18 protein-coding genes and 1 pseudogene are annotated in these 23819 nt (G+C 66.3%); 5 read left to right on the plus strand and 14 right to left on the minus strand.

Annotated features, from left to right (window positions below; translation table 11 throughout):
- Positions 1–288: 288 nt before the first annotated feature.
- Positions 289–855 carry an N-acetylmuramoyl-L-alanine amidase gene (locus tag ACZLIB_RS07510; RefSeq protein ID WP_049399883.1) on the minus strand — a complete coding sequence of 189 codons (567 nt, stop codon included), beginning with the start codon at positions 853–855 and terminating at the stop codon, positions 289–291.
- Between the two features lie 72 nt (positions 856–927).
- Between ACZLIB_RS07510 and ACZLIB_RS07515 the strand changes: the two genes are divergently transcribed.
- Together ACZLIB_RS07515 and rlmKL are read left to right on the plus strand one after the other, a co-directional pair.
- Positions 928–1455, plus strand: coding sequence for an alpha/beta hydrolase (locus ACZLIB_RS07515; protein ID WP_049399884.1), 528 nt, complete (start codon positions 928–930; stop codon positions 1453–1455).
- Between the two features lie 145 nt (positions 1456–1600).
- A complete protein-coding gene (gene rlmKL / locus ACZLIB_RS07520; RefSeq protein WP_121503821.1) occupies positions 1601–3739 on the plus strand; it encodes a bifunctional 23S rRNA (guanine(2069)-N(7))-methyltransferase RlmK/23S rRNA (guanine(2445)-N(2))-methyltransferase RlmL in 2139 nt (712 codons plus the stop codon).
- A gap of 155 nt (positions 3740–3894) precedes the next feature.
- On the opposite strand, the gene ACZLIB_RS07525 is transcribed toward rlmKL, so the two are convergent.
- The 7 genes from ACZLIB_RS07525 to aptA form a co-directional block, all read right to left on the minus strand.
- Positions 3895–4224, minus strand: coding sequence for a DUF3325 domain-containing protein (locus ACZLIB_RS07525; RefSeq protein ID WP_049399886.1), 330 nt, complete (start codon positions 4222–4224; stop codon positions 3895–3897).
- Positions 4221–5858: a PepSY-associated TM helix domain-containing protein gene (locus ACZLIB_RS07530; RefSeq protein ID WP_478469517.1), complete on the minus strand. Its 1638-nt coding sequence runs from the start codon at positions 5856–5858 to the stop codon at positions 4221–4223. Before ACZLIB_RS07530 ends, ACZLIB_RS07525 begins: the two co-directional genes overlap by 4 nt.
- Positions 5855–6169 carry a DUF3649 domain-containing protein gene (locus tag ACZLIB_RS07535; RefSeq protein WP_032127889.1) on the minus strand — a complete coding sequence of 105 codons (315 nt, stop codon included), beginning with the start codon at positions 6167–6169 and terminating at the stop codon, positions 5855–5857. Before ACZLIB_RS07535 ends, ACZLIB_RS07530 begins: the two co-directional genes overlap by 4 nt.
- 107 nt (positions 6170–6276) lie before the next feature.
- A complete protein-coding gene (locus ACZLIB_RS07540) occupies positions 6277–8475 on the minus strand; it encodes a TonB-dependent siderophore receptor (RefSeq protein WP_478469518.1) in 2199 nt (732 codons plus the stop codon).
- Between the two features lie 291 nt (positions 8476–8766).
- A complete protein-coding gene (locus ACZLIB_RS07545) occupies positions 8767–10053 on the minus strand; it encodes a DUF445 domain-containing protein (protein ID WP_071228415.1) in 1287 nt (428 codons plus the stop codon).
- A gap of 118 nt (positions 10054–10171) precedes the next feature.
- Complete coding sequence (locus ACZLIB_RS07550) at positions 10172–11050, minus strand: ParB N-terminal domain-containing protein (protein WP_478469519.1); 879 nt, start codon at positions 11048–11050, stop codon at positions 10172–10174.
- Between the two features lie 63 nt (positions 11051–11113).
- A complete protein-coding gene (gene aptA, locus ACZLIB_RS07555) occupies positions 11114–12466 on the minus strand; it encodes an omega-aminotransferase AptA (RefSeq protein WP_032127885.1) in 1353 nt (450 codons plus the stop codon).
- Positions 12467–12570: 104 nt separating this feature from the next.
- Here aptA and ACZLIB_RS07560 point away from each other — a divergent pair.
- Positions 12571–14068, plus strand: a pseudogene (locus ACZLIB_RS07560) (aldehyde dehydrogenase).
- 229 nt (positions 14069–14297) lie between these two features.
- On the opposite strand, the gene ACZLIB_RS07565 reads toward ACZLIB_RS07560, so the two are convergent.
- Positions 14298–14939 (minus strand): hypothetical protein, encoded by a 642-nt coding sequence (locus tag ACZLIB_RS07565; RefSeq protein ID WP_478469520.1) that lies wholly within the window; start codon positions 14937–14939, stop codon positions 14298–14300.
- 156 nt (positions 14940–15095) lie between these two features.
- Between ACZLIB_RS07565 and ACZLIB_RS07570 the strand changes: the two genes are divergently transcribed.
- The gene (locus tag ACZLIB_RS07570) at positions 15096–16388 is read left to right on the plus strand and encodes an MFS transporter (protein WP_180847697.1); all 1293 of its coding nucleotides are present in this window, start codon (positions 15096–15098) and stop codon (positions 16386–16388) included.
- Here the strand turns inward: ACZLIB_RS07570 and ACZLIB_RS07575 are convergent.
- The 3 genes from ACZLIB_RS07575 to ACZLIB_RS07585 form a co-directional block, all read right to left on the minus strand.
- On the minus strand, positions 16369–16830 hold the full coding sequence (locus ACZLIB_RS07575) for a bacteriohemerythrin (protein WP_004151683.1): 462 nt from the start codon (positions 16828–16830) through the stop codon (positions 16369–16371). The genes ACZLIB_RS07570 and ACZLIB_RS07575 overlap by 20 nt on opposite strands.
- A gap of 85 nt (positions 16831–16915) precedes the next feature.
- A complete protein-coding gene (locus ACZLIB_RS07580) occupies positions 16916–18259 on the minus strand; it encodes a diguanylate cyclase (RefSeq protein WP_180847696.1) in 1344 nt (447 codons plus the stop codon).
- 96 nt (positions 18260–18355) lie between these two features.
- Positions 18356–19909: an MASE1 domain-containing protein gene (locus ACZLIB_RS07585; RefSeq protein ID WP_369352710.1), complete on the minus strand. Its 1554-nt coding sequence runs from the start codon at positions 19907–19909 to the stop codon at positions 18356–18358.
- 117 nt (positions 19910–20026) lie between these two features.
- On the opposite strand from ACZLIB_RS07585, the gene ACZLIB_RS07590 reads away from it, so the two are divergent.
- Complete coding sequence (locus tag ACZLIB_RS07590) at positions 20027–20599, plus strand: hypothetical protein (RefSeq protein ID WP_478469523.1); 573 nt, start codon at positions 20027–20029, stop codon at positions 20597–20599.
- A gap of 120 nt (positions 20600–20719) precedes the next feature.
- Here ACZLIB_RS07590 and ACZLIB_RS07595 read toward each other — a convergent pair whose 3' ends face one another.
- Together ACZLIB_RS07595 and ACZLIB_RS07600 are read right to left on the minus strand one after the other, a co-directional pair.
- On the minus strand, positions 20720–22330 hold the full coding sequence (locus tag ACZLIB_RS07595; protein ID WP_080355162.1) for an MASE1 domain-containing protein: 1611 nt from the start codon (positions 22328–22330) through the stop codon (positions 20720–20722).
- A gap of 196 nt (positions 22331–22526) precedes the next feature.
- A complete protein-coding gene (locus ACZLIB_RS07600; RefSeq protein ID WP_478469524.1) occupies positions 22527–23804 on the minus strand; it encodes an NAD(P)/FAD-dependent oxidoreductase in 1278 nt (425 codons plus the stop codon).
- Positions 23805–23819: the final 15 nt, after the last annotated feature.

Raw genomic sequence — 23819 nt, forward strand, 5'->3', positions numbered from 1 at the left:
TCCGGGCAAAGAGCAGTCGAGCGCGGCTCGACTCTACAAAGGCACCCTCCGATCGATTCGATCCCGTGCCGACCAACGGTCGGCACCCACCAACAGCAGCGGGAACCTGTCGAAGGCGGGGTGGGTCCGGTTGCGGGGGCGTGAGCCGCATGGATGCGGCGACCGAGCTTACATGGACGTACTTGCAGCGTCCCCCGCAACCGGACCCACCCCGCCTCCCCTCAGGAAGTCAGCTTCTGCTGTTGCTCTGGCTTCGGCTTCTGCGGGTGCAGGGCGCAGCCCTGCCGCTTACCCAACCGGCTGCAACGGCACCTTCGCCAGAATCCGCGCCCACGGGAACAACGGCCCTGGGTCACGCTTGCGCGCCACCATCATCGTCGGGTCATCACTGGCCGGCACCTGCTCCAGATCCAGCTGGTCATGCCCGGCAATCCGCCGCAGCGAGGGATAGCGCACCACCAGCGCCTGCAGCAGCTGCTCCAGCGCCTGCAGCTGCGCCTCGGTGTACGGCTCGTCCATCGCCTGCTGGCGGCTGTCGAACCAGTGCGGGTAGCGCCCGGTGTTGACCAGCTCGATGCCCAGCGTATGCGCGTTCATGCCGCGCACGTGATGCGCCACGCGTTCCGGTGCCACGTACTGCACCACGCTGCCATCGCGGTCGATGTAGAAGTGGCCGCTGTTACCGGCGCCACTGTCATACAGCACGCGCTCGCCGTACTCGCGGGCCATCGCCAGATCGGGCAGCTCGGTGCAGTGGATCACCACCATCTCCAGCGTGGCCGGGTCGCGCAGTGGCAGACGGTCTTCGTAGGGCAGGGGCTGCAGCTGCAGGCCGGGCAGGAGCGGGTTGGGCATCCGGCGATGCTAGCATTGCGGCATGAACCTGCCTTCCCTTTCCTCGTCGGCCTGCTCCCATGGAGCGCGCGCATGAGCCGCGGCCACTGCATCCTGTCCCACGGCTTCGAGAGCGGCCCGGAGGCGACCAAGGTCACCGCGCTGGCCGACGTGGCGCAGCGCCTGGGCTGGACCCATGAGCGCCCGGACTATACAGACCTGGACGCGATGAGCGAGGTCAGCCGCGTAGGTGACGTGCCGACCCGCCTGCGCCGCCTGGTCGAACGCACCGCCATCGCTGCCCAGCAGGGCCCGGTGGTGCTGGCCGGTTCCAGCCTGGGCGCCTACATCTCCGCCATCGCCTCGCTGCAGGTGCCGGTGGCCGGCCTGTTCCTGATGGTGCCGCCGACCACGATGGGCCCGATGCCGGCGCTGGACGCCGCCGCCGTGCCGACCACCGTGGTCCAGGCCTGGCATGACGACGTGGTTCCGGCCGCCGGGGTGATTGCCTGGGCGCAGGCGCGTTCGGCGCAGCTGCTGCTGGTCGACGACGGCCACCGCCTGGAGCACCACGTGGAGGCCTCCGCGCAGGCCTTCGAGCGCCTGCTGCGGCAACTGTGAAGCCCGGGCGCACGGCGCGCCCGCCCGCATTGACTACAATGGCAGCCCCGCCGCCCCCGGCGCGGGCCTGCCGGCCGTGCCTACGGCCCTCCTTTCCGACTGGCCCGGCCCCTGTGCCGCGCCCGACCACCTGCGAACCGATCCTGTGAAATTCTTCGTCTCCTGCGCCAAGGGCCTGGAATACCTGCTTGCCGATGAACTGTCGGCCCTGGGCCTTGGCAAGGCCACTGCCACCATTGCCGGCGTCAACGCCGAAGGCGAACTGGAGCAGGCGCTGCGGATCGTGATGTGGTCGCGCCTGGCCAGCCGCGTGCTGTGGCCGATCGACGAGTTCGACTGCCCGGACGAGCAGGCCCTGTATGACGGCGTGCGTGCGCTGCCGTGGCACGAGCACATCAAGCCGGAGATGACCCTGGCGGTGGACGCGCACGTGTCGGGCGACAAGATCACCCATGCCCGCTTTGCCGCGCAGCGGATCAAGGACGCCATCGTCGACCGCATGCGTGATGAAGGCCTGGAGCGCCCGTCGGTCAACACCGACCTGCCGGATGTGCGGGTCAACCTGTCACTGCGCAAAGGCCGTGCCTCGCTGTCGATCGACCTCGGCGGCGGCCCGTTGCATCGCCGTGGCTGGCGCGGCGCCGCTCACGAGGCACCGCTGAAGGAAAATCTGGCCGCCGCGCTGCTGCTGCGCGCGCAGTGGCCGCGGCTGCACGCCGCCGGTGGCGGCCTGCTGGACCCGATGTGCGGCAGCGGCACGCTGCTGATCGAAGGCGCGCTGATGGCCGCCGACGTTGCTCCCGGCCTGATGCGCCACGGCAGCCTGCCGCCGAGCCGCTGGCTGGGCTTCGACAAGGCCGCCTGGAAGAGCCTCCAGAGCGAGGCGCGTGACCGCGAAGCGGCTGGCCTGGCCGCGCTGAAGCCGGTCATCCACGGCAGCGACATCGACCCGACCGCGATCCAGGCGGCACGCGAGAATGCCGAGGTGGCCGGTGTCGCCCACGCGATCCGCTTCACCCGCGCCGATGTCGCCGACCTGGCCGCGCCGGAGCAGGAGATCGGTGCGGTGGTCTGCAACCCGCCGTATGACGAACGCCTGGCCGCCGACCCGGCGCTGTACCGCGCACTGGGCAATGCCCTGCAGAAGGCGGTGCCGCAGTGGCGCGCCAGCCTGCTGTGCGGCAATGACGAACTGGCCTTTGCCACCGGCCTGCGTGCGGGCAAGAAGTACCAGATGTTCAACGGTGCGCTGGAATGCGCGCTGATCGTCTGCGACCCGATCGCCGTGCCGGGCCGTGACCCGGCGCAGCCGCGCGAACTGAGCGAAGGCGCGCAGATGGTGGCCAACCGCCTGCGCAAGAACCTGAAGAAGTTCAAGAGCTGGCGCGCCCGCGAGGACATCACCTGCTTCCGCGCCTACGACGCCGATCTGCCGGAGTACGCGGCGGCCATCGATGTCTACGAGGAAGACGGTGGCAAGCGCCGCACCTTCCTGCATGTGCAGGAATACGCTGCACCGGCGGCGATTCCGGAGAACGACGTGCGCCGCCGCCGCAACGAGCTGCTGGCGGCCGCGCGCGAAGTGTTCGGCGTGCCGCCGGAACAGGTGTCGATGAAGTCGCGCGAGCGCGGCAAGGGCGGCAGCAAGTACGGCCGTTTCGAGCAGCGTGACGAATTCATCGTGGTGCGCGAGAACAACGCGCTGCTGCAGGTGAATCTGTTCGACTACCTGGACACCGGCCTGTTCCTCGACCATCGCCCGCTGCGCCGGATGATGGCCGAACAGGCGCGTGGCAAGCGTTTCCTCAACCTGTTCTGCTACACCGGCGTGGCCAGCGTGCAGGCCGCCGTGGCCGGTGCGGCCAGCACCACCAGCGTCGATCTGTCGGCCACTTACCTGCAGTGGTGCTACGACAACCTGGCGTTGAACGGGCAGGGTGGCAACCAGCACCTGCTGGTGCAGGCCGATGCGATGGCCTGGCTGGAAGGCGACCGTGGCCAGTACGACGTGATTTTCTGCGATCCGCCGACCTTCTCCAACTCCGCGCGTGCCGACGACTTCGACGTGCAGCGCGAACAACTGAAGCTGCTGCGCGCGGCGGTGGCACGGCTGGCACCGGGTGGCGTGCTGTACTTCTCCAACAACTTCCGCCGCTTCAAGCTGGAAGAGAACGCCATCGCCGAATTCGCCCAGTGCCGCGAGATCACCGCGCGCACCATCGGCCCGGATTTCGAGCGCAACGCGCGCATCCACCGCGCGTGGGAACTGAAGCGGTTGGGGTAAGCCCGGTAATGCCGGCCGCTGGCCGGCAACGGTGTCAGATCCGCAGAGGGTTCATGGGATGCCGGCCAGCGGCCGGCACTCCCCATATCTGGCCGGTACATCCACGCCATGCGTGGAGGGCTGTTCAGTAGATCCACGCCATGCGTGGATGGCGGTTACAGCAACGCCACCAGCAGCCCGGCCACGGGCAGCGCGATCGCCAGCGGCGCGATCCATTTCGGCCGGTACGGGTACAACCCGAACGACAGCACCACGCCGCCCACGGTCATCACGCCCAGCCACAGCACCGGGCCCATCGCCCAGCCGTGGTCGACCACGCACAGTGCAAACGCTACCGTCAGCAGCACCCAACCCAGCACCCGCCACTGCGTGCGCCGTGCCGGGGTGGCTGCAGCCTTGCCGTGCAGGTCGTGCTGGTGCTTCTCCATCGCCAGCGACAGCGCGGTGAACGCGGAGAACGACAGGGTCAATGCCAGCAGCATCATGCGCTGGCCTCCGCTTCGGCGGTTTCTGCAGCGTCCACCGGGGCCTTGGGCGCCGCCGCCGCCGCTGCACGCTTCTTCTTCTCGGCCGCGCTCAGCGGTGGTGTCCAGCGCTGCATGCGCCAGCCGCACAGCGCCAGCATCGCGCCGAACGCGATCATCGACAGATCAAAGCCAGCCAGCACCCAGTCCCCGTTGCGCAGGGTGTTGCCCAGGTGCGCATGCGTGGTCAGCGCATTGACCACCGGCACCAGCGCGAACGCGGCTGCGCCCAGGTACAGCTGCCAGGCCCACATCATCCGCTTCGGCCAGATGAAGGCGGCCAGCAGTGCCGCGCCCCAGGCGCAGAAGAACACGTTGGCCTCGGCGCTGGAGCGTTCGGCGATGTCCAGCGGCAGCAGGCGGTTGCCCCAGAAGTACGCTGCAAAGGCGATCGGCAGGCCGGCCACGGTACCGATGTTCAACGCATCGACCAGGCGCAGGCCGAAGCCTGTGCGGCCACTCTTGGCGTGCTTGGGCCGTTCCTTCACCGCCCACAGCACCACGCCGCTGGCCACCATCAGGCAGCCGACCAGGCCGGACAGGAAGAACAGTGCGCGCAGGCCCCAGTCGGCGAAGCGCGCCAGGTGCAGGCCGTACAGCACGCCGCGGGTGGCGGTGGCGCCACCGGAAGGCGGTGTTTCTTCCAGCAGCGTGCTATTGACCATGTCGTAGCGCACGGCCGGGGTGTCGGTGGACAGGCGCTTGCCGTCACGCTGGCGGATGTCGATCACTGCATTGGCCGCGCCCGGGTTGGACACGGTGAAGCCGGCCACTTCCACGCCGTGCCAATGCGCTCGCGCGCTGTCCAGCAGCTGCGCGATCGGCAGCGGCGTGGCGCGGCCTTCGGCAGGTGCAGTCACCTCCGGCATGCCACCGAAGGCCTCGCTGTAGAAGGCATCCTCGTCCTGCGGGTAGGCCACCTTCACGCCCCACGGCAGGTACATGATCATCAGGGTCACGATGCCGGTGTAGGTGATCATCGCGTGGTAGGGCAGGGCCATCACCGCGCTGACGTTGTGGAAATCGAGCCAGGAACGCAGGCCCTTGTCCTTGCGGAAAGTGAAGAAGTCCTTGAAGATTTTCTTGTGGGTGATGACGCCGGTGATGATTGCCACCAGCATGAACATCGCGCAGAAGCCGACCAGATAGCGCGCCCACAGCACCGGGATGTAGTGCAGGTCGAAATGCAGGCGGTAGAAGAAATCACCGCCGCGAGTCTCGCGGGCCTTCAGTGCCTGCCCGGTGTTCGGGTCCAGTGTTGCGTCGCCGAAGCCCCCTCGACGGCCACGGCTGGGGTCGGCCAGCTCCGGCGGCAGCCGCCAGAACATCTGCATGGCCGGGTTGCGCGGTTGTGGCAGGGTGACGAACCAGTTCTCGGCCTGCGCGGCGTTGGCCTGCAGGTAGTCCACGGCACGCTGCGCGGCCACATCGATGCTGACGTTGCTGGAGGGCAGTTCCGGGCGCATCCAGCGGCTGATTTCCTCGCGGTAGTAGCTGGCCGTGCCGGCCATGAAGATCAGCAACAGCAGCCAGCCGACCAGCAGGCCGGTCCAGGTGTGCAGCCAGGCCATCGACTGGCGGAATCCGTTCTTCATGCCCAGGCCCCCAGCATGCGCGCGATGACTGCCATCAGCAGGGTGGGGGCGAGGATGCCGACCCACGCACGCAGCGCACTGCGGGTGGCGAACGCCCACAGCGCCGCGCAGGCGGCCACCAGAATGGCCAGCAGCATGCCGGTCAGCACGGTCTGGCCACGTGCGCCGGGCAGCGCCACCGCGCAGAATACGCTGGTCACGGAAGCCAGCGCGTAGCCGCCGAAGATCGCCGCCAGCGAGCGTGACAGCACGCCCCAGCGCGGGTTGGAGAAGAAGGTGCGGGGGCTGGCGGTTGCGGGCGAGCGGTCCACGGCGTTCCTGCAGGTTTCAGTGAAAAGGAACCGGCGCACCGCAGCGCGCCGGGGTTGGCCATCCGTGGCCGGGCACCGGTCGCAGAACCGGTGCCATCCATCGAGGGTCAGAGCTTCCAGCGCAGTGTCACGGTGACATTGCGTGGTTCGCCCCAGTACACGCCGTTGTAGAAACCGACGTTGTTGAAGTACTTCTTGTCCAGCAGGTTGTTGATGTTCAGCTGCGCGCTGAAGTTCTCGTTGAAGCGATAGCCGCCGGCCAGGTTCAGCAGGTAGAAGGCGTCCTGAGTGATGTTGGCCTTGCTGCGATCCGCCTTGGTGCTGGTGTTCCAGATGCGGCTCTGCCAGGTCACGCCGCCACCCAGCCAGAAGCGGCCATCGATACCACCGGGGCGCCAGCTGGTGTTGAGGCGGAAGGTATCCTGCGGGGTCGTGGTCCGCTGCAGCACGCCATCCTTGTTGCGGATGACGGTGTGGGCGAAGCCTGCCGAGACGTTCCACTGCTCGCCGATGCTGCCCTGGGTTTCGATTTCCCAGCCCTTGACCTTGTTGCCCTTGCCGGTGGAGCGGTAGGCCTGCTCACCGCCGGGCAGCGAGTTGACCGGTACCGAATCATCCTTCTCGGCGACGTTGTCCTGCTTGCCCTCGAATACGGCGGCGGAGGCATTGAGCAGGCCGCCGAAGAACTCGGCTTTGACGCCAGCTTCGTACATGTTGCCGACTACCGGTTCCAGGAAGTTGCCGTTGCGGTCGCGGTTGCTCTGCGGCTTGAAGATATCGGTGTAGCTGACGTAGGCGCTGAAAATCGAGTTGAAGTCGTAGATCAGGCCGGCATACGGGGTGAGCATATCGTCGGGCTTGTAGCCGTTGCGCCTAGTGCCATTGCGGTTGCCGGTGGCGTCGTAGGAATAGTCCCACTTGCGGGTTTCCCAGCTGCCGTAGCGTGCGCCGACTACGGCCAGCAGCGGATCGGCAAGTCGCAGGCGCGCGGCGAGGTAGGCGGCGCGCTGGCGCAGCTCATCCTGTGATGACAGGCGGCCGAGACGGGTGACCGGCAATACCGGGACGTTGCCGGTCCAGTGCCGCCAGTCAGGCACCTTCGCATAGGCCGTGTCGTAGTTGAAATCCATTGCTTCCGATTCGCCCTTGCGAACCGATTGGCCCAGGCCGAACACAAGCTCATGCTCGCGACCGAACAGCTTGAACGGCCCCCCCACGTTGACGTCGAACACGTCCATCGTGCTGTGCTGGTTGAAGTGCGAGATGTAGGCCGTTATGCCGGTGCCGTCCGCGCTCGGATTGCCGGCCGCACCGTACCAGACGCTGCCGTCGGTATCGCGCACCGCATGGCTGACGTTGCCCTTCACCGACCAGCCGTCGCCCAGTTGCTGTTCCAGCCGCGCGAAGGTGGTCTTCTCCACGATCGGCCAGCTGCTCCACGACGCGGACAGGTTGGTCGAGCGCGGCAGGTTGGCCGGCGTGCCGTCTTCCCCCCAATAGGGCACTACACCCCAGGTCACGCCGGTGCTGCGGGGTGACTGGTATTCATAGCCCACTTCGAACAGCGTGCTATCGCTCAGATCGGCCTGGACGATGCCATAGAACACGTCCTTGTCCAGTGCGTAGACGTCGCGGAACGAATCACTCTGCTGCTTGGCGGCCACGATGCGTGCACGGATGCGGCCGTCCCAGGCGATGGGGCCGCCAAGGTCGGCTTCCAGGCGCCGGTTGCTCCAGCGGCCGAGGGTCAGGTTGGCACCCATCTGGAAGGTGTCGGTCGGACGCTTGCGGATCATGCTGATGGTGCCGGACGGATCGCCCGCGCCGGTGGTCAGGCCGGTGGCACCGCGGATCACTTCGATACGCTCGTAGATGACGTTGTCGGTGTTGGTCTTGACCGAGCCTCCGAACGTATTGAGCATGCCATCGACCTGGAAGTTTTCGATGGTGTAGCCACGCGAAACATAGTTGATGCGCTCGCTGTCGGTGACCGACACGCTGACGCCGGTGACCTGGCCCATCACGTCCGACAACGAGAACAGGCCCATGTCATCCAGGCGCTGGCGGGTCACCACCGTCACCGATTGCGGAGTCTCGCGTAGTGACAGGTCGAGCTTGGTCGCGCTGCGCGCCCCCTTCACCGTATAGCTGTTGGGAATCTCGCCATCGGCGGTCACCTTCACGGTATCCAGCGTGCGTGCGGAAGGATCGGCAGTGCCGTCGGCGTGGGCCAGCGGGGCGATCATCAGTGCGGTCACGGCCAGGGCCAGCAGAGTGGGACGAGGGTGGTTCAGCGGCATTGCCATCAGTGCGATTCCATGCAGGACGAAACAAGCGATGGAATGCGCAGACGCAGCAGCCGTGCGCTTCGCGCACGTCGCCCAGCAAGTCCCATCGACGGTGCGCCACCCGTGTAATGCGGGCGACCCGGTAGTCGGGGGATGTACACGGGCGAAGGGGCGGGTGGGTGCGTGCTTCCGTGCCCCGCTTGGCTAAGCGTACAACCGATCGGCAAATGATAGGCATTCGCATTTCGTTAATCAAGCGTGACGAATTCCGTCTCCACGCAGGACGTGGATCGACTGCCGGATGGGGTCCTAGAACCTGAACACCACCGTCGCGGCGTGCAGCAGCAGGCCGATCAGGCCGCCCACCAGGGTGCCGTTGAAGCGGATGAACTGCAGGTCGCGGCCCACGCTCAGTTCCAGCTGTTCGACCAGATGCCGTTCGTCCCAGCTCTTCACGGTCTGCGCGATATGCGTGGTCACGCCTTCGCGCAGGCGGCCGGTGAGGCGCTGGGCGCCCTCCAGAAGATGCTGGTTCAGCGCGTCGCGCAGGGCCGGGTCGGCCTGCAGGCTGCTGCCCAGTGACGCGAGGCTGCGCTGCAGGTGGCCGACCAGCGCCGAATCCTCACGCTGCAGGTCGGCACGCAGGCTGGCATGGATGCGCGCCCACAGCCCCTGCACGTACTCCTGCAGGGCAGGGTGGTCGATCATTTCCTGCTTGAGCTGTTCGATGCGCTCGGCCAGGGCCGGGTCCTCGCGCAGGCGCTGCACGTAGTTCTGCAGCCAGCTCTCGTAGTCCTGGCGCAGCGGATGCTGCGGCTCGGCCAGCACCTGCTGCAGTTCTTCCAGCACCGCCCGCGCCAGTCGCTCGGCCAGGCTATCGCCGATCTCGTCGATCGGCTTGACCCAGTTCACCGTGCTCGACAGCGTCGGCCACTCGCGCTGGATGTAACGCACGATCAGCTGCGAGGCGCGCTCCTTCACTTCCGGCTGCTCCAGCCAGCGTCCCAAGCGCTGCAGGCCCTCGTCCAGCACGCGCTGGTGGCGCCCATCGGCGGTCAGCAGGGCCAGCAGCTCACCGGCGGTGGCGGCGGCATTCCACTGCCGCAGTTGCTGCACCACGAAGGCGTGCAGCTGCCGGCGCACCGCGGTTTCGTCGAAGAAGTCCAGTGCCTGCAAGGCCCAGCCGCGGGCCATGTCGGCCAGCATCCGCGAACGTGCAGGGTCGGCCAGCCAACTGCCGAGACGGCTGGCCGGGTCGAATACCTGCAGCTTTGCCAAGAGGACCTGTGGTTCAAGGAACTGGTCGCGCACGAACAGGGCCAGGCTGTCGCCGATGCGTTCCTTGCTGCGTGGGATGATTGCCGTATGCGGGATCGGCAGGCCCATCGGCCGCCGGAACAGCGCGACGACCGCGAACCAGTCGGCCAGTGCGCCTACGGCCGCTGCTTCGCAGAAGGCCGAGACCCAGGCCCAGATGCCGCGCTCGCCCTGCCAGTGGCTGACCGCGAAACCGGCCAGCATCAACAGCAGCAGTCCCAGCGCGAGGGCTTTCAGGCGCCGCAGCTGTGCGCGGCGCGGATCGTTGGCAGACGTCATGCCGGAAGTCTAACCGGCACGGCATGAGCATCTGGTAGTGCCGGCCGCTGGCCGGCATCCGCAACGCACCCGGAACGTTCATGGGGTTGCCGGCCAGCGGCCGGCACTACCCGTTGGTTCAGAGCGCTTCGAGCTGCTTGCGCAACGCCGCCAGCTGCGCGCGCAGAGTGTCGTTCTCGCGGGTCAGCGCGACCACGCGGCGGCGCAGCGCCGGGGCATCCTCGCCCAGCTGCTCCAGTGCCGACAGCACCTCGGCGTCGCGGCTGGCGATCTGCTCTTCGTCCGCTTCCTCGAAGTCCATCTCGGCTGCTTCCGGCTTCGGTGCGCGCGGCTTGCGCTTGGACTCGCGCACGCGCTTGGCGGCCTGCTTCAGCTCATCCTTGCCACCGGCGGCAGCGGCGCGCTGCTCGTCTTCCGGCAGGTCGGCCACGGCAGCAGCAGCGCTGATCGAGATCACGCCGGCCTTCACCGCTTCCACCACCTCGGCCGCGGCCTGGGCGTGGATGCGTTCGATCATGCCGACCTGGCTGGTGCTCAGCTTGGCCTCGCGGGCCAGCTCGGCGCGGCTGATCTTCGGTGCCGGTTCCCACGGCGGGCTGTCCTCACCCGCGTCCTCGATGGCTTCGGCGGTGCCGTCGCTCTCGCGTTGCAGCTGCGCCTGCTCGATCTGCTTGCGGGCGGCCAGGATGTCGCGCTTGCGCAGCGCCAGCACGCCGCGCTGGAAGTCGGACACGCTGCGGCGGCCCAGGTGCTGCTCGATCATCCACAGGTGTACGTCTTCCATGCTCTGGAAGTGGGTGTTCTGCACGGTATTGAAGGGCAGGCCATGCTTCTGGCAGATGCCGAAACGGTTGTGGCCATCGACCAGCACATCACCCCACAGCACCAGCGCATCGCGGCAGCCTTCGGCCAGGATGCTGCGCTCCAGCGCGTCATGTTCGTCCGCGGTCAGCGGGTCGATGTAGGCCTTGAGTTCTTCTTTGACGACGATATCCATGGGCACGGCAGCGAGCAGGAGCGGAACCGCCCATTGTACCCGCTCGCCACCGCCGGCCCGGGCTCAGGCGGTGGCCCGGATCATCTCGCCCAGGATGCTGGTGATCTGGTCGATCTGCGCCTTGTCCACGATCAGTGGTGGCGACAGCGCGATGATGTCGCCGGTACAGCGCACCAGCAGCCGGCCGTCCTGGAAGCAGCGCCGGAACACCTCGTAGCCACGGCTGCCGGGGGCATCGCGGCGCGGCGCCAGCTCGACCGCGCCGACCAGCCCGAAGTTGCGGATGTCGATCACGTTGGGCAGGCCCTGCAGCGCATGCAGCCGTTCCTGCCAGTATTCGCCCAGCTCGATGGCACGCTCGAACAGGCGCTCCTCGGCATAGACCTCCAGCGTGGCCAGCGCTGCGGCGCAGGCCAGCGGATGGCCGGAATGGGTATAGCCATGGAACAGCTCGATGGCCTGCGGCGGTGCCTGCATCAGGGTTGCATGCACGGCGTCGCTGGCCAGCACGCCACCCAGCGGTACCGCGCCGTTGCTGACCGCCTTGGCGAAGGTCAGCAGGTCCGGGGTGACCCCGAAGCGCTGCGCGGCGAAGGGCATGCCGACCCGGCCGAAACCGGTGATGACCTCGTCGAACACCAGCAGGATGCCGTGGTGGTCGCACAGCTCGCGCAGGCGCTGGAGGTAGCCGGGCGCGGGCAGGATCACCCCGGCCGAACCGGCAATGGGCTCGACGAACACCGCCGCGATGGTCGAGGCATCGTGCAGCGCGATCAGCCGTTCCAGGTCGTCGGCCAGCTCCGCGCCCTGGCGTGGCAGGCCCTTGCTGAACGCATTGCGCGGCAGGTCCAGGGTATGCCGCAGGTAGTCCACGCCGCCCAGCTGCAGGCCGAACGCCCTGCGGTTGTTGGGCAGCCCACCCAGCGCCATGCCGCCGAAACCGACCCCGTGGTAAGCCTTCTCGCGGCTGATGAAGCGGGTGCGCTGGCCCTCGCCACGCTGGCGGTGATAGGCCAGCGCGATCTTCATCGCGGTATCCACCGCCTCGGAGCCGGAGCTGGTGAAGAACACATGGTTGAGCGGGGCAGGCGCCAGTGCGGCCAGCCGCTGCGCCAGTGCGAAGGCCGGCGGCGAGCCCATCTGGAAGGCCGGCGAATAGTCGAGCGTGCGTGCCTGCTCGACGATGGCCTCGACGATGCGCGGGCGGGCGTGGCCGGCGTTGCAGCACCACAGGCCGGCGGTGCCGTCGAGGATCTGGCGGCCGTCGACGTCCTCGTAGTGCATGCCTTCGGCGCGTACCAGCATGCGCGGCGCGGCCTTGTACTGGCGGTTGGCGGTGAACGGCATCCAGTACGCGTCCAGTGACTCGGGACGCTGGGTGGCCAGGTCGTGCAGATCGCTTTCGGGACGCTTCATGCCAGCTCCATCGGGTCCGATGCGACGAATGTAGCGCAGCCGCGTCACGGTGGAGTCGCGGCGGTCCCGGTATAACCAAAGCTCGTTGACCGCTGGAGCTTCCCATGGCCGATTTCCCCGACCGCAGCCACTGGCAGGCGCTGTCCCTTTCAGCTCTCGATGCCGGGCCAGGCCTTCATCGATGGCCGTTATGTCGATGCCGCCAGCGGCGCCCGCTTCGACTGCATCAGCCCGATCGATGGTCGCGTGCTGGGCGCGGTTGCCGACTGCGACGCGCAGGATGTCGAACGCGCGGTACTGGCCGCGCGGCGCAGCTTCGAGGCGGGCCACTGGTCGCAGGCGAGCCCGGCGCATCGCAAGCGCGTGTTGCTGGCGCTGGCCGCGCTGGTGGAGAAGCACGCCGATGAGCTGGCGCTGCTGGAAACCCTGGACATGGGCAAGCCGGTTCGTGACGCACGCCGTATCGACCTGCCCGGTGTGGTGCGCTGCCTGACCTGGACCGCCGAAGCGGTGGACAAACTGTATGGCGAGATCGCGCCGACTGGCCCGCACGAACTCGGACTGGTCACCCGCGAAGCCGCTGGCGTGGTGGCGGCCATCGTGCCGTGGAATTTCCCGTTGCTGATGGCCTGTTGGAAGATCGCGCCGGCGCTGGCGATGGGCAACTCGGTGGTGCTCAAGCCTTCGGAGCGGTCGCCGCTGAGTGCGCTGCGGCTGGCGGCGCTGGCCGCCGAGGCGGGCCTGCCGGAGGGCGTGCTGAACGTGCTGCCGGGCCATGGCGCGCGCGTTGGCGAACCGCTGGCCCTGCACATGGACGTGGATGTGTTGGCGTTCACCGGTTCCACTGCCACCGGCGCGAAGCTGCTGGAGTATTCCGGGCGATCCAACCTCAAGCGGGTCTGGCTGGAATGCGGCGGCAAGAGCCCGCACGTGGTGTTCGCCGACGCTCCCGATCTGGACGCGGCGGCCAAGGCCGTGGCGCAGGGCATCTTCTTCAACCAGGGCGAAGTCTGTACCGCCGGATCGCGCTTGCTGGTGCAGCGCTCGATCCGTGAGGATTTCGTGCACCAGGTAGTTGCTTATGGCCAGCACATGCAGCCGCAGCATCCGCTGGACGCCGACGCGCCGATGGGCGCGCTGGTGGACGCCGCGCATCTGGACAAGGTGATGCGGGATATCGCACGCGCCGAAGCTGAAGGTGCCCGCCTGCTGCTGGGCGGGCATCGTGCCGAGGTGGAGGCGGGTGGCAGCTATGTGCAGCCCACGGTGTTCGACCAGGTGCGCCCGGAGCAGGCCTTGGCACGCGAGGACGTGTTCGGGCCGGTGCTGGCCGTGCTTGGCTTTGACGACGAGGCCGAAGCGGTGCGCCTGGCCAACGACAGCCGCTACGGGCTGGCCGCCGGTCTCTGGACACGCGATCTGGGCCGCGCGCATCGGGTTGCGCGCCAGCTGCGCGCCGGCAGCGTCTGGGTGAACGGCTGGGATGGCGGCGACATGACCGCACCGTTTGGTGGTTACAAGCAGTCCGGCAACGGCCGCGACAAATCGCTGCACGCCTTCGACAAGTACAGCGAGATCAAGGCCACCTGGATCCAGTTGTAACGACGCGGCTGCTTGACCGCTGTTCGCTCTTTGTAGAGTCGAGCCATGCTCGACTGCTTTTCGTTCTTCGGTAGAGCCGAGCCATGCTCGGCTGCTTTTCGTTCTTCGGTAGAGCCGAGCCATGCTCGGCTGCTTTTCGTTCTTCGGTAGAGCCGAGCCATGCTCGGCTGCTTCTCGCGAAGAGCAGTCGAGCATGGCTCGGCTCTACAGAAGGCAGACAGCTGTCGAGCTACCGGCAGCGGGTACTCACCTGCAGCACCGCTGCACGCAGCAGATCCCGGTCGGCTTCTTCGACGGCATTCTGGAAGTAATCCATGTCCTGCCGGCCCAGCTCACACGGGTCGACGATGTATCCCGGTGGCCACAAACCCAGCAGTTGCGCTACGCCATGCACGATCTGCTCCGGCGTCATCTGCCGGCGGATCCGGAAGTAATTGCGGCGCGGCGCGAATGCCGGGTGTATCTCGCGGCGACCAATAAGGCGCGGAGCGACACCCGCAGCGCTGATGCCGTCGCCACCGTCGATGCTGCCCGCCGGGAGGCCCAGGATCAGCGGCGCCGCAACGGCCGTTTCCTCTGCGGCTGGTAGGGTGGAATCTGTCTGGGCAGCCGGGGCAGGACGTGGCATCGCCGAAGCGGCCGGACGCGTCACCTGTGCGGAGCGCAGGGTAGGCTGTTGAGGCGCCAGCGTTGGCGGTTCCGGCGGCAGCCAGCGCAGCGAGATCCTTGCGTCGTCGTTACTGCGCAGCATGATCCTGCCGCTGCCCAGCAGCCACACTGCCATCAACCCATGCACCAGCAGCACCACCAGCCATGCCGCCATGCGCGGCAGCTTCGGCGAATCGGACCACGACAGCGCGACTGCAGTCATCGGCAAAGCATCCATGCAGGGACCGGTGGCGCAGCCTAGCGGGTGGCCCGAAAAATTCCGTTGGCATCGGTGTCGGCTGAAACCATCGCCCCGTGCGGCCACCGGCCCGTGGCAGAATCGGGCGATCCGCCGTTACCCGTGTTGCCGATGTCGACGATCACCGCTGCCGCGCCGCCCGTGAATTCCCCCCGCCGTGTCCTGCTGGCCAGCCTGATCGGCACCACCATCGAGTTCTTCGATTTCTACATCTACGCCACGGCCGCGGTGCTGGTGTTCCCGCACCTGTTCTTCCCGGACAGCAGCGAACAGGCTGCGCTGCTGCAGTCACTGGCAACGTTCGCGGTCGCGTTCATCGCGCGTCCGGTGGGCTCGGCAGTGTTCGGCCACTTCGGTGACCGTATCGGCCGCAAGGCCACGCTGGTGGCCGCGCTGCTGACCATGGGCCTGTCCACGGTGCTGATCGGTTTGCTGCCGACCCACGCGCAGATTGGCCTGTGGGCCCCCGCGCTGTTGGCGCTGTGCCGCTTCGGCCAGGGCCTGGGGCTGGGCGGCGAGTGGGGTGGGGCAGTGCTGCTGGCCACCGAGAACGCACCGCCGGGCAAGCGCGCCTGGTACGGCATGTTCCCGCAGCTGGGTGCGCCGCTCGGCTTCCTGCTGTCGGCCGGCATTTTCCTGGTGCTCGGCCGCTGCCTGAGCCAGGACGACTTCCTGCAGTGGGGCTGGCGTATCCCGTTTGTGGCCAGCGCACTGCTGGTCGGCCTCGGCCTGTGGGTGCGCCTGAACATCCACGAGACGCCCGATTTCAAGAAGGCGCTGGAGCGCAAGGCACCGGTGCGGTTGCCGATGTGGACGGTACTGCGTGACCACCCGGTACCGATGCTGCTCGGCACGCTGGGTGCGTTCGCCACCTTCGTGCTGTTCTACCTGATGACGGTATTCAGCCTCGGCCACGGCACCGCGGTGCTGGGCTACAGCCGCGAGCAGTTCCTGCTGATGCAGATGGCCGGCATGCTGTTCTTCGCGCTGGGCATCCCGCTGTCGGCGCGCTATGGCGACCGTTGGGGCACGCGGCGCACGATGATTGTCGCCAGCGTACTGATCGTCGGCTTCGGTGTGCTGTTCGCGCCGCTGTTCCAGCCGCACAGCCCGTGGCTGGTCACGGCCTTCCTGTGCCTGGGCCTGTTCCTGATGGGGCTGACCTACGGCCCCTGTGGCACCTTCCTGGCCGAGATCTATCCGGTGGAGGTGCGTTACACCGGCGCCTCGCTGTCATTCAATCTGGCCGGCATTCTCGGTGCGGCACCGGCGCCGTACCTGGCCACCTGGCTGGCCGAACGCTTCGGCCTGGTCGCGGTCGGCTACTACCTGTGCCTGACTGCGGTGGCGACCCTGTGCGCGCTGGTGGCACTGCACCGGCGCGCCCTGCGGCTCAACCAAAGAAGCGCTTGAGCGTACGCCCCAGCCAACCGCCGCCCTGGTGCTCGCGGGCGAACTGGTTCAGGTGCGCCTTGACCTGTTCGGCATAAGCCTGGTCGTCGCCGCGGATGTGATTGAACAGCCAGCGTGAGAGCATGGTGCGCAGTTCGTCGCTGATGTCTTCGCCGGCCTGGAAGCGCATGCGGTATTCCGATACCCGCTTGATGAAGACCTCATGCACGCGCTTGTGCGCGGCACAGAACGGGTAGCCCGCTTCTTCCATCAACTCTTCTTCAAATGCGAAGTGCGACATGGTGTAGTCCACGACCTCGTCGATCACTTCACCCACCGCCGCACGCTGCATGCTGGCCTGGGCCACGTGCAGGTGGTTGAGCATCTCGATGATGCGGCGGTGTTGTTGATCGATCACATCGATGCCGATGTTCAGATCGTCCTGCCAGACCAGTAGTGCCATCCCCGGCTCCCCTTCATGCGTATGTCGGGGCCGACTGTAGAGCCGCCGCGCGGGTGCGGCGTTGATCTGGATCAAAGCGGGCCGGTCAGGGCAGGGCGGGCTCGCGCGGGCGCAGCGGGCTGGCCACCGTGGTGCAGCTGACCCGGTTGCGGCCACCGGCCTTGGCCAGGTACAGCTGGCGGTCGGCCTCGGAGATCAGCCGGTGCAGCGCATCACGCTGCGGGCGCAGGCAGCACAGGCCGATGCTGACCGTCATGCGAAGCGTCGCGGTGCCAATGTCCACTTCCAGTGCGGCGATGCGCTGGCGCAGCTCCTCGAAGTACTGCAGTGCCTCGTCCTGTTCCATGTCCGGCACCAGCAGGCAGAACTCCTCGCCACCGAAGCGTGCGATCAGGTCCTGGCTGCGTGCATGCGCGGCCACCGCACCGGCCACCGCACGCAGCGCATCGTCGCCGGCCTCGTGGCCGTGGGTGTCGTTGATGTGCTTGAAGTGGTCGATGTCGATCATCGCCACCGCCACGCACTGGCCATGCAGCTGCAGCTGCGGCAACTGGCGCTGGCTCTGTTCCAGGAAGCAGCGGCGGTTGGGCAGGCCGGTAAGGAAGTCTCGGGTGGCCAGATCCTGCAGGGTGCCGATCAGTTCCAGCTGGTCCACGTTCTGCGAGACACGGCAGAAGAATTCCTCGCGCGAGAATGGCTTGCGCAGGAAGTCGTTGGCACCGTTCTTCAGGAAGCGCGGGATCAGCGATGCGTCGGTGTTGCCGGAGATGCCGATCACCGCCACCTTGTCGCGTGAGCGCAGGGTGCGCAGGCGGCGGGTGAATTCCACGCCCTGCATGCCGGGCATTTCCTGGTCGACCACCGCCAGGCGGATCGCCGGATGCGCCTCGATCGCGGCCAGGCCCTCGTTGCCATCGGCCGCTTCGTGCACCTCATGGCCATACATGCGCAGCAGGGCGGCGGCATAGCCGCGCGCGGACGGGGAATCGTCCACCACCAGCGCCGCGATGCGGCGGTTGCGTTCCAGCCGCTGCACCAGCCACACCAGGTAGTCGATGCTGCCGGGGGTGTTCTTCAGTACGTAGTCGATGATCTGCTGCTGCAGCACGCGCTTGCGCAGGTCTTCGTCGTAGACGCTGCTGACCACCACGGTGGGCAGACCGCGCTTGAGGAAGAACTCGACCACCGCATCGCGGTCGCCGTCGGCCAGCACCAGCCCCGTCAGCACCAGGAACCAGCCGCCATCCTCGCTCAGCAGGCGATCGGCCTCGGCCAGGGTGGAGGCGATCACCACCGGCAGTTCCAGGCGTTGCTCGATGGCTTCGCGCAGCATGCCGGTAAAGGCACGGGAATTTTCGACCAGCAGGATCCGCTGCGGCAGCGGATCGGCCAGGTCGCCGTCGACGGCGGCCTGCGGCAGGACGGGCATGATGCGGTGGCTCACGAGGGAGGGGCTCGGCACGGATAGCGGCTGTTTCGGGTGTAACTTTAGCGGCGAACGTTGCGCGCCGGGCCAGATCCCGTGTCAGGCCGCCGCTGGCGAGGCGTGGGTGATCGATTCATGCAGGACCAGTCGCAGCCGATTGCCCCGGCAGTGGACCGTTCCGCCGTAGGCAAGCATCCGTCCGGCCAGACGCTCGACGGCCTGTTGGGTGGTGCGTGTCGACAGCGTGCAGTCACGGTCGAGCAGGCTCACGACGGCAACGATGCCGCGACGTCCGCCCGCGCGGCCACTTCGGGCGCGCACGCAGACTTGCCCGGTCTCCAGCTCCAGCAGCAGCGACACCGCCTCGATCAGGGAGCGGTAAATGGCAAGTTGCAGATCCACGGTCAGCAGGCAGGGGTTGCCCGCCAGCCTGGGCGGAATGACGCGGTGCGTGTTGTTCCAGATTTCGCATGCACCACCGGCTTGCAGCGCGATGTACAGCCCCACCTGCTCCAGTCCGGTGGGATAGACCAGGCTGGCCTGTTCACGGAACAGCCGTGAGTGCACGGATGAAGCGTGTTGCAGGCTGTTCGCCACTGCATGATGGCCCTGAGCCTTCAGCCAGCTGACCATTTCAACGAGCGAGCTGTCCATGCCGTCGCTCAGATGCTTCAGGTGGACGGCCCGTTCACGCAGCTCCCGCTCGCTGGTCTGGTGGGAACTGCGTGCCAGGCGCAGCGTCGTTTCTTCGGCCAGGCCGCGGGACCGGGCGCGCTGATGGTGGTAGCTGATGCTGGACCCGAGCGCGAGCAGCGCGACACTCATCACCGCCATGTTCTGCTGGGTGGCGAACGTACCGAGGTCGAAAGAGGAGGGCAGGCCGGTACTGGGCGTAGCGCCGTGAAGTGGGAGATTCAACAGCGGAATCGCGATGGCAGCGCCGCGCCAGCCATGCATGAAGGTCAGGGCGATGGCAGGTAGAGCCGCCAGCAGGACAAGGTGTGTGCGGGTGGTATGTGCGCTATTGTCTGTCAGCTGCATGCCCAATCCCAGTATCAGCATCGCCAGGATCGCCGCAGCTGTAGGCGCAACAAAGCGGGTGCTCCACCTGGGATCCGCGTGCCGCTGCGCCCAAAGGAAGGCCAGCGGGAGCAGGGTAATGATGGCCGCGAAGTGACCAAAGAGCGTTCGGTCGACCGCGTCCAGCAGGTTGCTCGGCGGAGGGTTCGACCAGAGGACATATGAAATGCTCAGGTTTAGACCCGGGACGAACAGTGCCGTGCAGATCGACAACGACAGCAGCCAGAGACCGGTGGCGGCCTCGGACGGTATTCTCCTGAGGTGAAGGTAGACCACCAGCATCGCCATCGGCATCAACAGTGTTGACGCCAGGATGACCCACGCCAAGCCGTAGGCATCAATCATGGGAATGCGCAGCGTCGCGAAGTAGATGTATTCGCCCAGCAACAGGTAGGGCCACAAGCGGGGCGGGACGATCAGCAGTGCCGCTGCCCGGATGCCTGCGGGCAGGAAGAACTGATCGAGAGAGAACTGACGCGATATGAGGCAGCTGGCCGCATAGACGGCGGCCAGCACGAGACCGACCGGACGGATCCGGAAGCTCAGTTCAATTGCTTTCTTGAATCGGTCCAAAAACAAGACTCCTTTGCTCCCGCTCAGCTACCGCTGGCCCGCTACTGGACACTATCCACTAGATCGTCGCAGGCGCAATCAGCACCCTCCTTCTTCTGCAGATGACATGGTGCGGGCATGGTGTGCAAGGGGGGCACGAATGGAACTAAATCGTCCGGATTATCCGTCAATCACTTTGTTGTGGCGGGAAGGCGCTACTATCGTTTTGAGGTTGTTTGCTCTTATCCCGACCAGGAGGTCATTGTGCGATCCATATTTGTTGGTGTTGTAGCCGGGGCAACATTGTTCGCCGCAGATCCGGTATTCGCGAGTGATAGAGGGGGCGGTGACTACCACGGCAGTCCCTTGGCAAGTGCCGCAGTTTCGAAGGCAGGCCTTGGTGAGACCAACCCTGCCGCCGCAGACATCAGCGCCGATCCCGCTTGGCAGGTGTATGCCTTCCAACGCGATGGCATGGTCTACCTGCAGGTCAACGATCTGACCGGGCAGGTAAAGCTGATCATCGGCAATGCCGCTGGTGCGTACTTTGCATTGCCTGCCGGCAAGTCCGCAGCACTTGTTTCGCTTCCCGGTCAGCGACTCACTGTCCCATCCACTGCAAAGCGTTCCGAGGTGTATCGTGCGCAGGACGTGGTACTGGTGCGGTATGCCACCGCGGATGGCGACATCTGGTCTGTCGAAACACCGTAGCGCCCGGACCGGAGGGCTTGAGGCGTGCGAGCGATCAAAACCGCTTGCACGTTTCCGCGACCACGCTCAAGGCGGGGGCAAATGCCTGCTATCGAAACAGAAGTCAGTAGACCTTGTCATTCAAGCCTGAGCGCGTGAGGGACCCGCTTCGAGTCCCGAAAGGCTGTTCCGGGCATCTGATGAAAAAGCATCCAGAGGAGCGGCTGTACCCGTTTCCTTCATTGCCAGCACGATGCGATTTCGGTTGCATTTCAGTGTGCCGCCGTAGGCAAGCGTCCTGCCGGCAAGTCGTTCCATCGCGGCGGCGGCGGTTGTGTCCGAAAGGCGTTGATGTTGATCCAGTAGTGATACCGCTATCAGGATTCCACGATGCGAACCCGTCCGTCCGCAACGCGCCCGCACGTAGATCTGTCCCGTTTCACCCTGGATCAGCAGTGACACCGCATCTATCACAGTGCGGTAGGCAGCAAGCTGCAGTCCGACACTGAGTTGACAGGGGTCGCCAAGCAACGACGGATTGGCGACGCGAGCCGTTCTTTCCCATGCTTCGCGAACGCCACCTGCTCGGAGGGCAACATAAAGGCCGAGCTGCTCCAGGGCGGTCGGATAAATCATGCTTGTCTGCTCGCGGAACTGGCGCGAATGAATCGACGCCACATGTACAAGGCTCTCCGCAATCGCATGATGGCCTTGTGCAGTAAGCCAGTTGATCACCTCATCAAGCGCATGATCAATGCCATCCCCAAGCTTCCGCAGATGCAACGCGCGTTCGCGAAGATCCAGCTCACTGGCGACATGGGAGCTCCGAGCAAGTCTGATGGCATTTTTCTCGCCGACCTCCCGCAGTCGATAACGGTGATAGTAGTGAGTGATCCGGGAGCCCAGTATGAGCAGTGCTGCGCCCGTGACGGCCATGATCTGCTGGGTCGCGAACGATGCAGGATCGAATGACTCAGGGTGAGACGAAGGTGTTGTCAGACCGATAATCATGTTCAGGGTCGGCACGCCGATGGCGGCGCCCCGCCACCCATATACGCATGTGAGAAGAACGGCGGGAAGCGCCATGAGGAGTTGCAGGGATACTTTTGTCGTCACAGCATCGGCAGGTACGTCCGCAGCCCAAAGGCCGAACACGACCATCAGCGCAAGCGCTCCTGCCATCTGTGCGATATCCCGTTTCCGGACCTGCACTTCAGCCTTGCCTCGCGACCACAGCAGCACAAGCGGCGCAAACGTGAGTATGCCTATGAAGTCACCTACTACCAGGCGGACGATTCCGGTCAACAGCGGAAAAGCGGGAGGTGTTGGCCAGAGGAAGTTCGCCAGAAGCAGGTTGATCAGTGTGACGGAAACTGCAGCGAAGGCAGCAATCGAGATGAGCCAAGCGTTCTTTACTGCCGAGATTACATTGCGATGGAGATAGACGATCGTCATTACAACCGGCATCTGGAACACCGAGCCGAGAATGACCCATGTCAGCCCGTACCGATCGATCATCGGCACTCGCATCTGTGCGAAATAGGCGTACTCGCCCAGCAGGAGATAGGGCCAAAGCCGAGGAGGGCAGAGCAGTACCGCGGCCACGCGTACACCAGCGGGCAGATAGAACTGATCAAGGGACAGCTGGCGGGTGGCCCAACAGGCAATGGCATACAGCACAGCCAAGGCAAGTCCTGCCGGATGGATGCGCAACTTCAGCTGCAGGCCTTCATTCCACCAATTCAATCGCACTACCCCTTCACAGTACGTTCCCTGTCAGCATCCATTCGCCGCGGGACCCGGTTCTTACCGACGGTATCGACACGCGTTCGATTATGCAATCACTGCAGCGCAGCGCCGGGCAAGTGAGAAAATCATCACATGAATTGCCGTGGCGACGGGTTTCACAGTTTTCGAGGCAGCTGATTCAGGGGGATCCCTGATCAACTCACCACAACGCATCCCGCAGCTTGTACCACGACATCGCCGCCACCAGCAGCGGCGTGCGCAGCAGCCGGCCACCGGGGAAGGGCGCATGCCGCAGGCGCTGGAACACGTCCAGGCGCTCGCTCTGGCCGGCAATGGCAGCGGCGATCACCTCGCCGGCCAGCCCGGCGGCGGCCACGCCATGCCCCGAGAAGCCTTGCGCGAAGTACAGATTGCCGTCCAGCCGGCCCCAATGCGGGGCGCGGTTGCGGGTAATGTCCACATAACCACCCCAGACCTGGTCCAGTGCCACGTCGGCCAGCTGTGGGAACACCTGGTGCATGCGCCGTTGCATCACCCCGCGCAGGCCCGGTGGGGGCAGGGCCGAGTAGCTGGCGCGGCCGCCGAACAGCAGGCGGTGGTCGTGGCTGAGGCGGAAGTAGTCCAGAGCCCACGCGGTGTCGGCCACGGCCATGTTGTTGCCGATCAGCGCCCGGGCGCGTTCAGCACCCAGCGGCTGGCTGGCGCCGATATAGGTGCCCACCGGCATGATCCGCCGTTCCAGCTCGGGCAGCAGGCCCTGCAGCCAGGCGTTGCCGGCCACCACCAGATGCGCAGCGCGCACGCTGCCCTGAGCGGTATGCAGGGAAGGCTGTGGTCCGCGCTGCACGCGGGTCACTGCGGAATTCTCGTGGATCACCACGCCGGCGGCGCGCGCCGCATCGGCCAGGCCGCGTGCATACGCCAGCGGTTGCAGGTGCGCGCTGAGCGGATCGAACATCGCGGCGCGGTAGCGCGGGCTGTCCAGCTGCGCGCGCAGGGCATCACGGTCCCACCATTGCATCGGGTAGTCGTAGTGGCGCTGCAGGTGCTCGCAGTTGGCCAGTAGTTCACGCTCATGGCGTTCACGGATGGCGACGCTGGCATGGCCTTCCACCCAATGGCAGTCGATGCCGTGGTGATCGATGCGCGTGCGCATTGCCCCGACCGCGTCACGTGACCAGTCGAACAGGTGGCGCGCATCGTCGCGGCCGAGCTGGCGCTCCAGCTCGTCCACCTCGCAGCCATAGCCCACCAGCGCCTGGCCACCGTTGCGACCGGACGCGCCCCAACCGATCCGCTGGGCTTCCAGCACCACTACGCGCTGTCCACGCGCGGCCAGCTCCAGCGCGGCGGTCAGGCCGGTGTAGCCGGCGCCAAGTACCGCGACATCGGCCTGCACATCGCCCTGCAGTGGGGGCAGTGCGGGTGGTTCGGGCAGGCTGGCGGCATACCAGCTGGGCGGGAAGGCGGCGCTCACCGCCGGCCTCGCAGG

This window comes from Stenotrophomonas sp. 220_Sma (assembly GCF_056487375.1).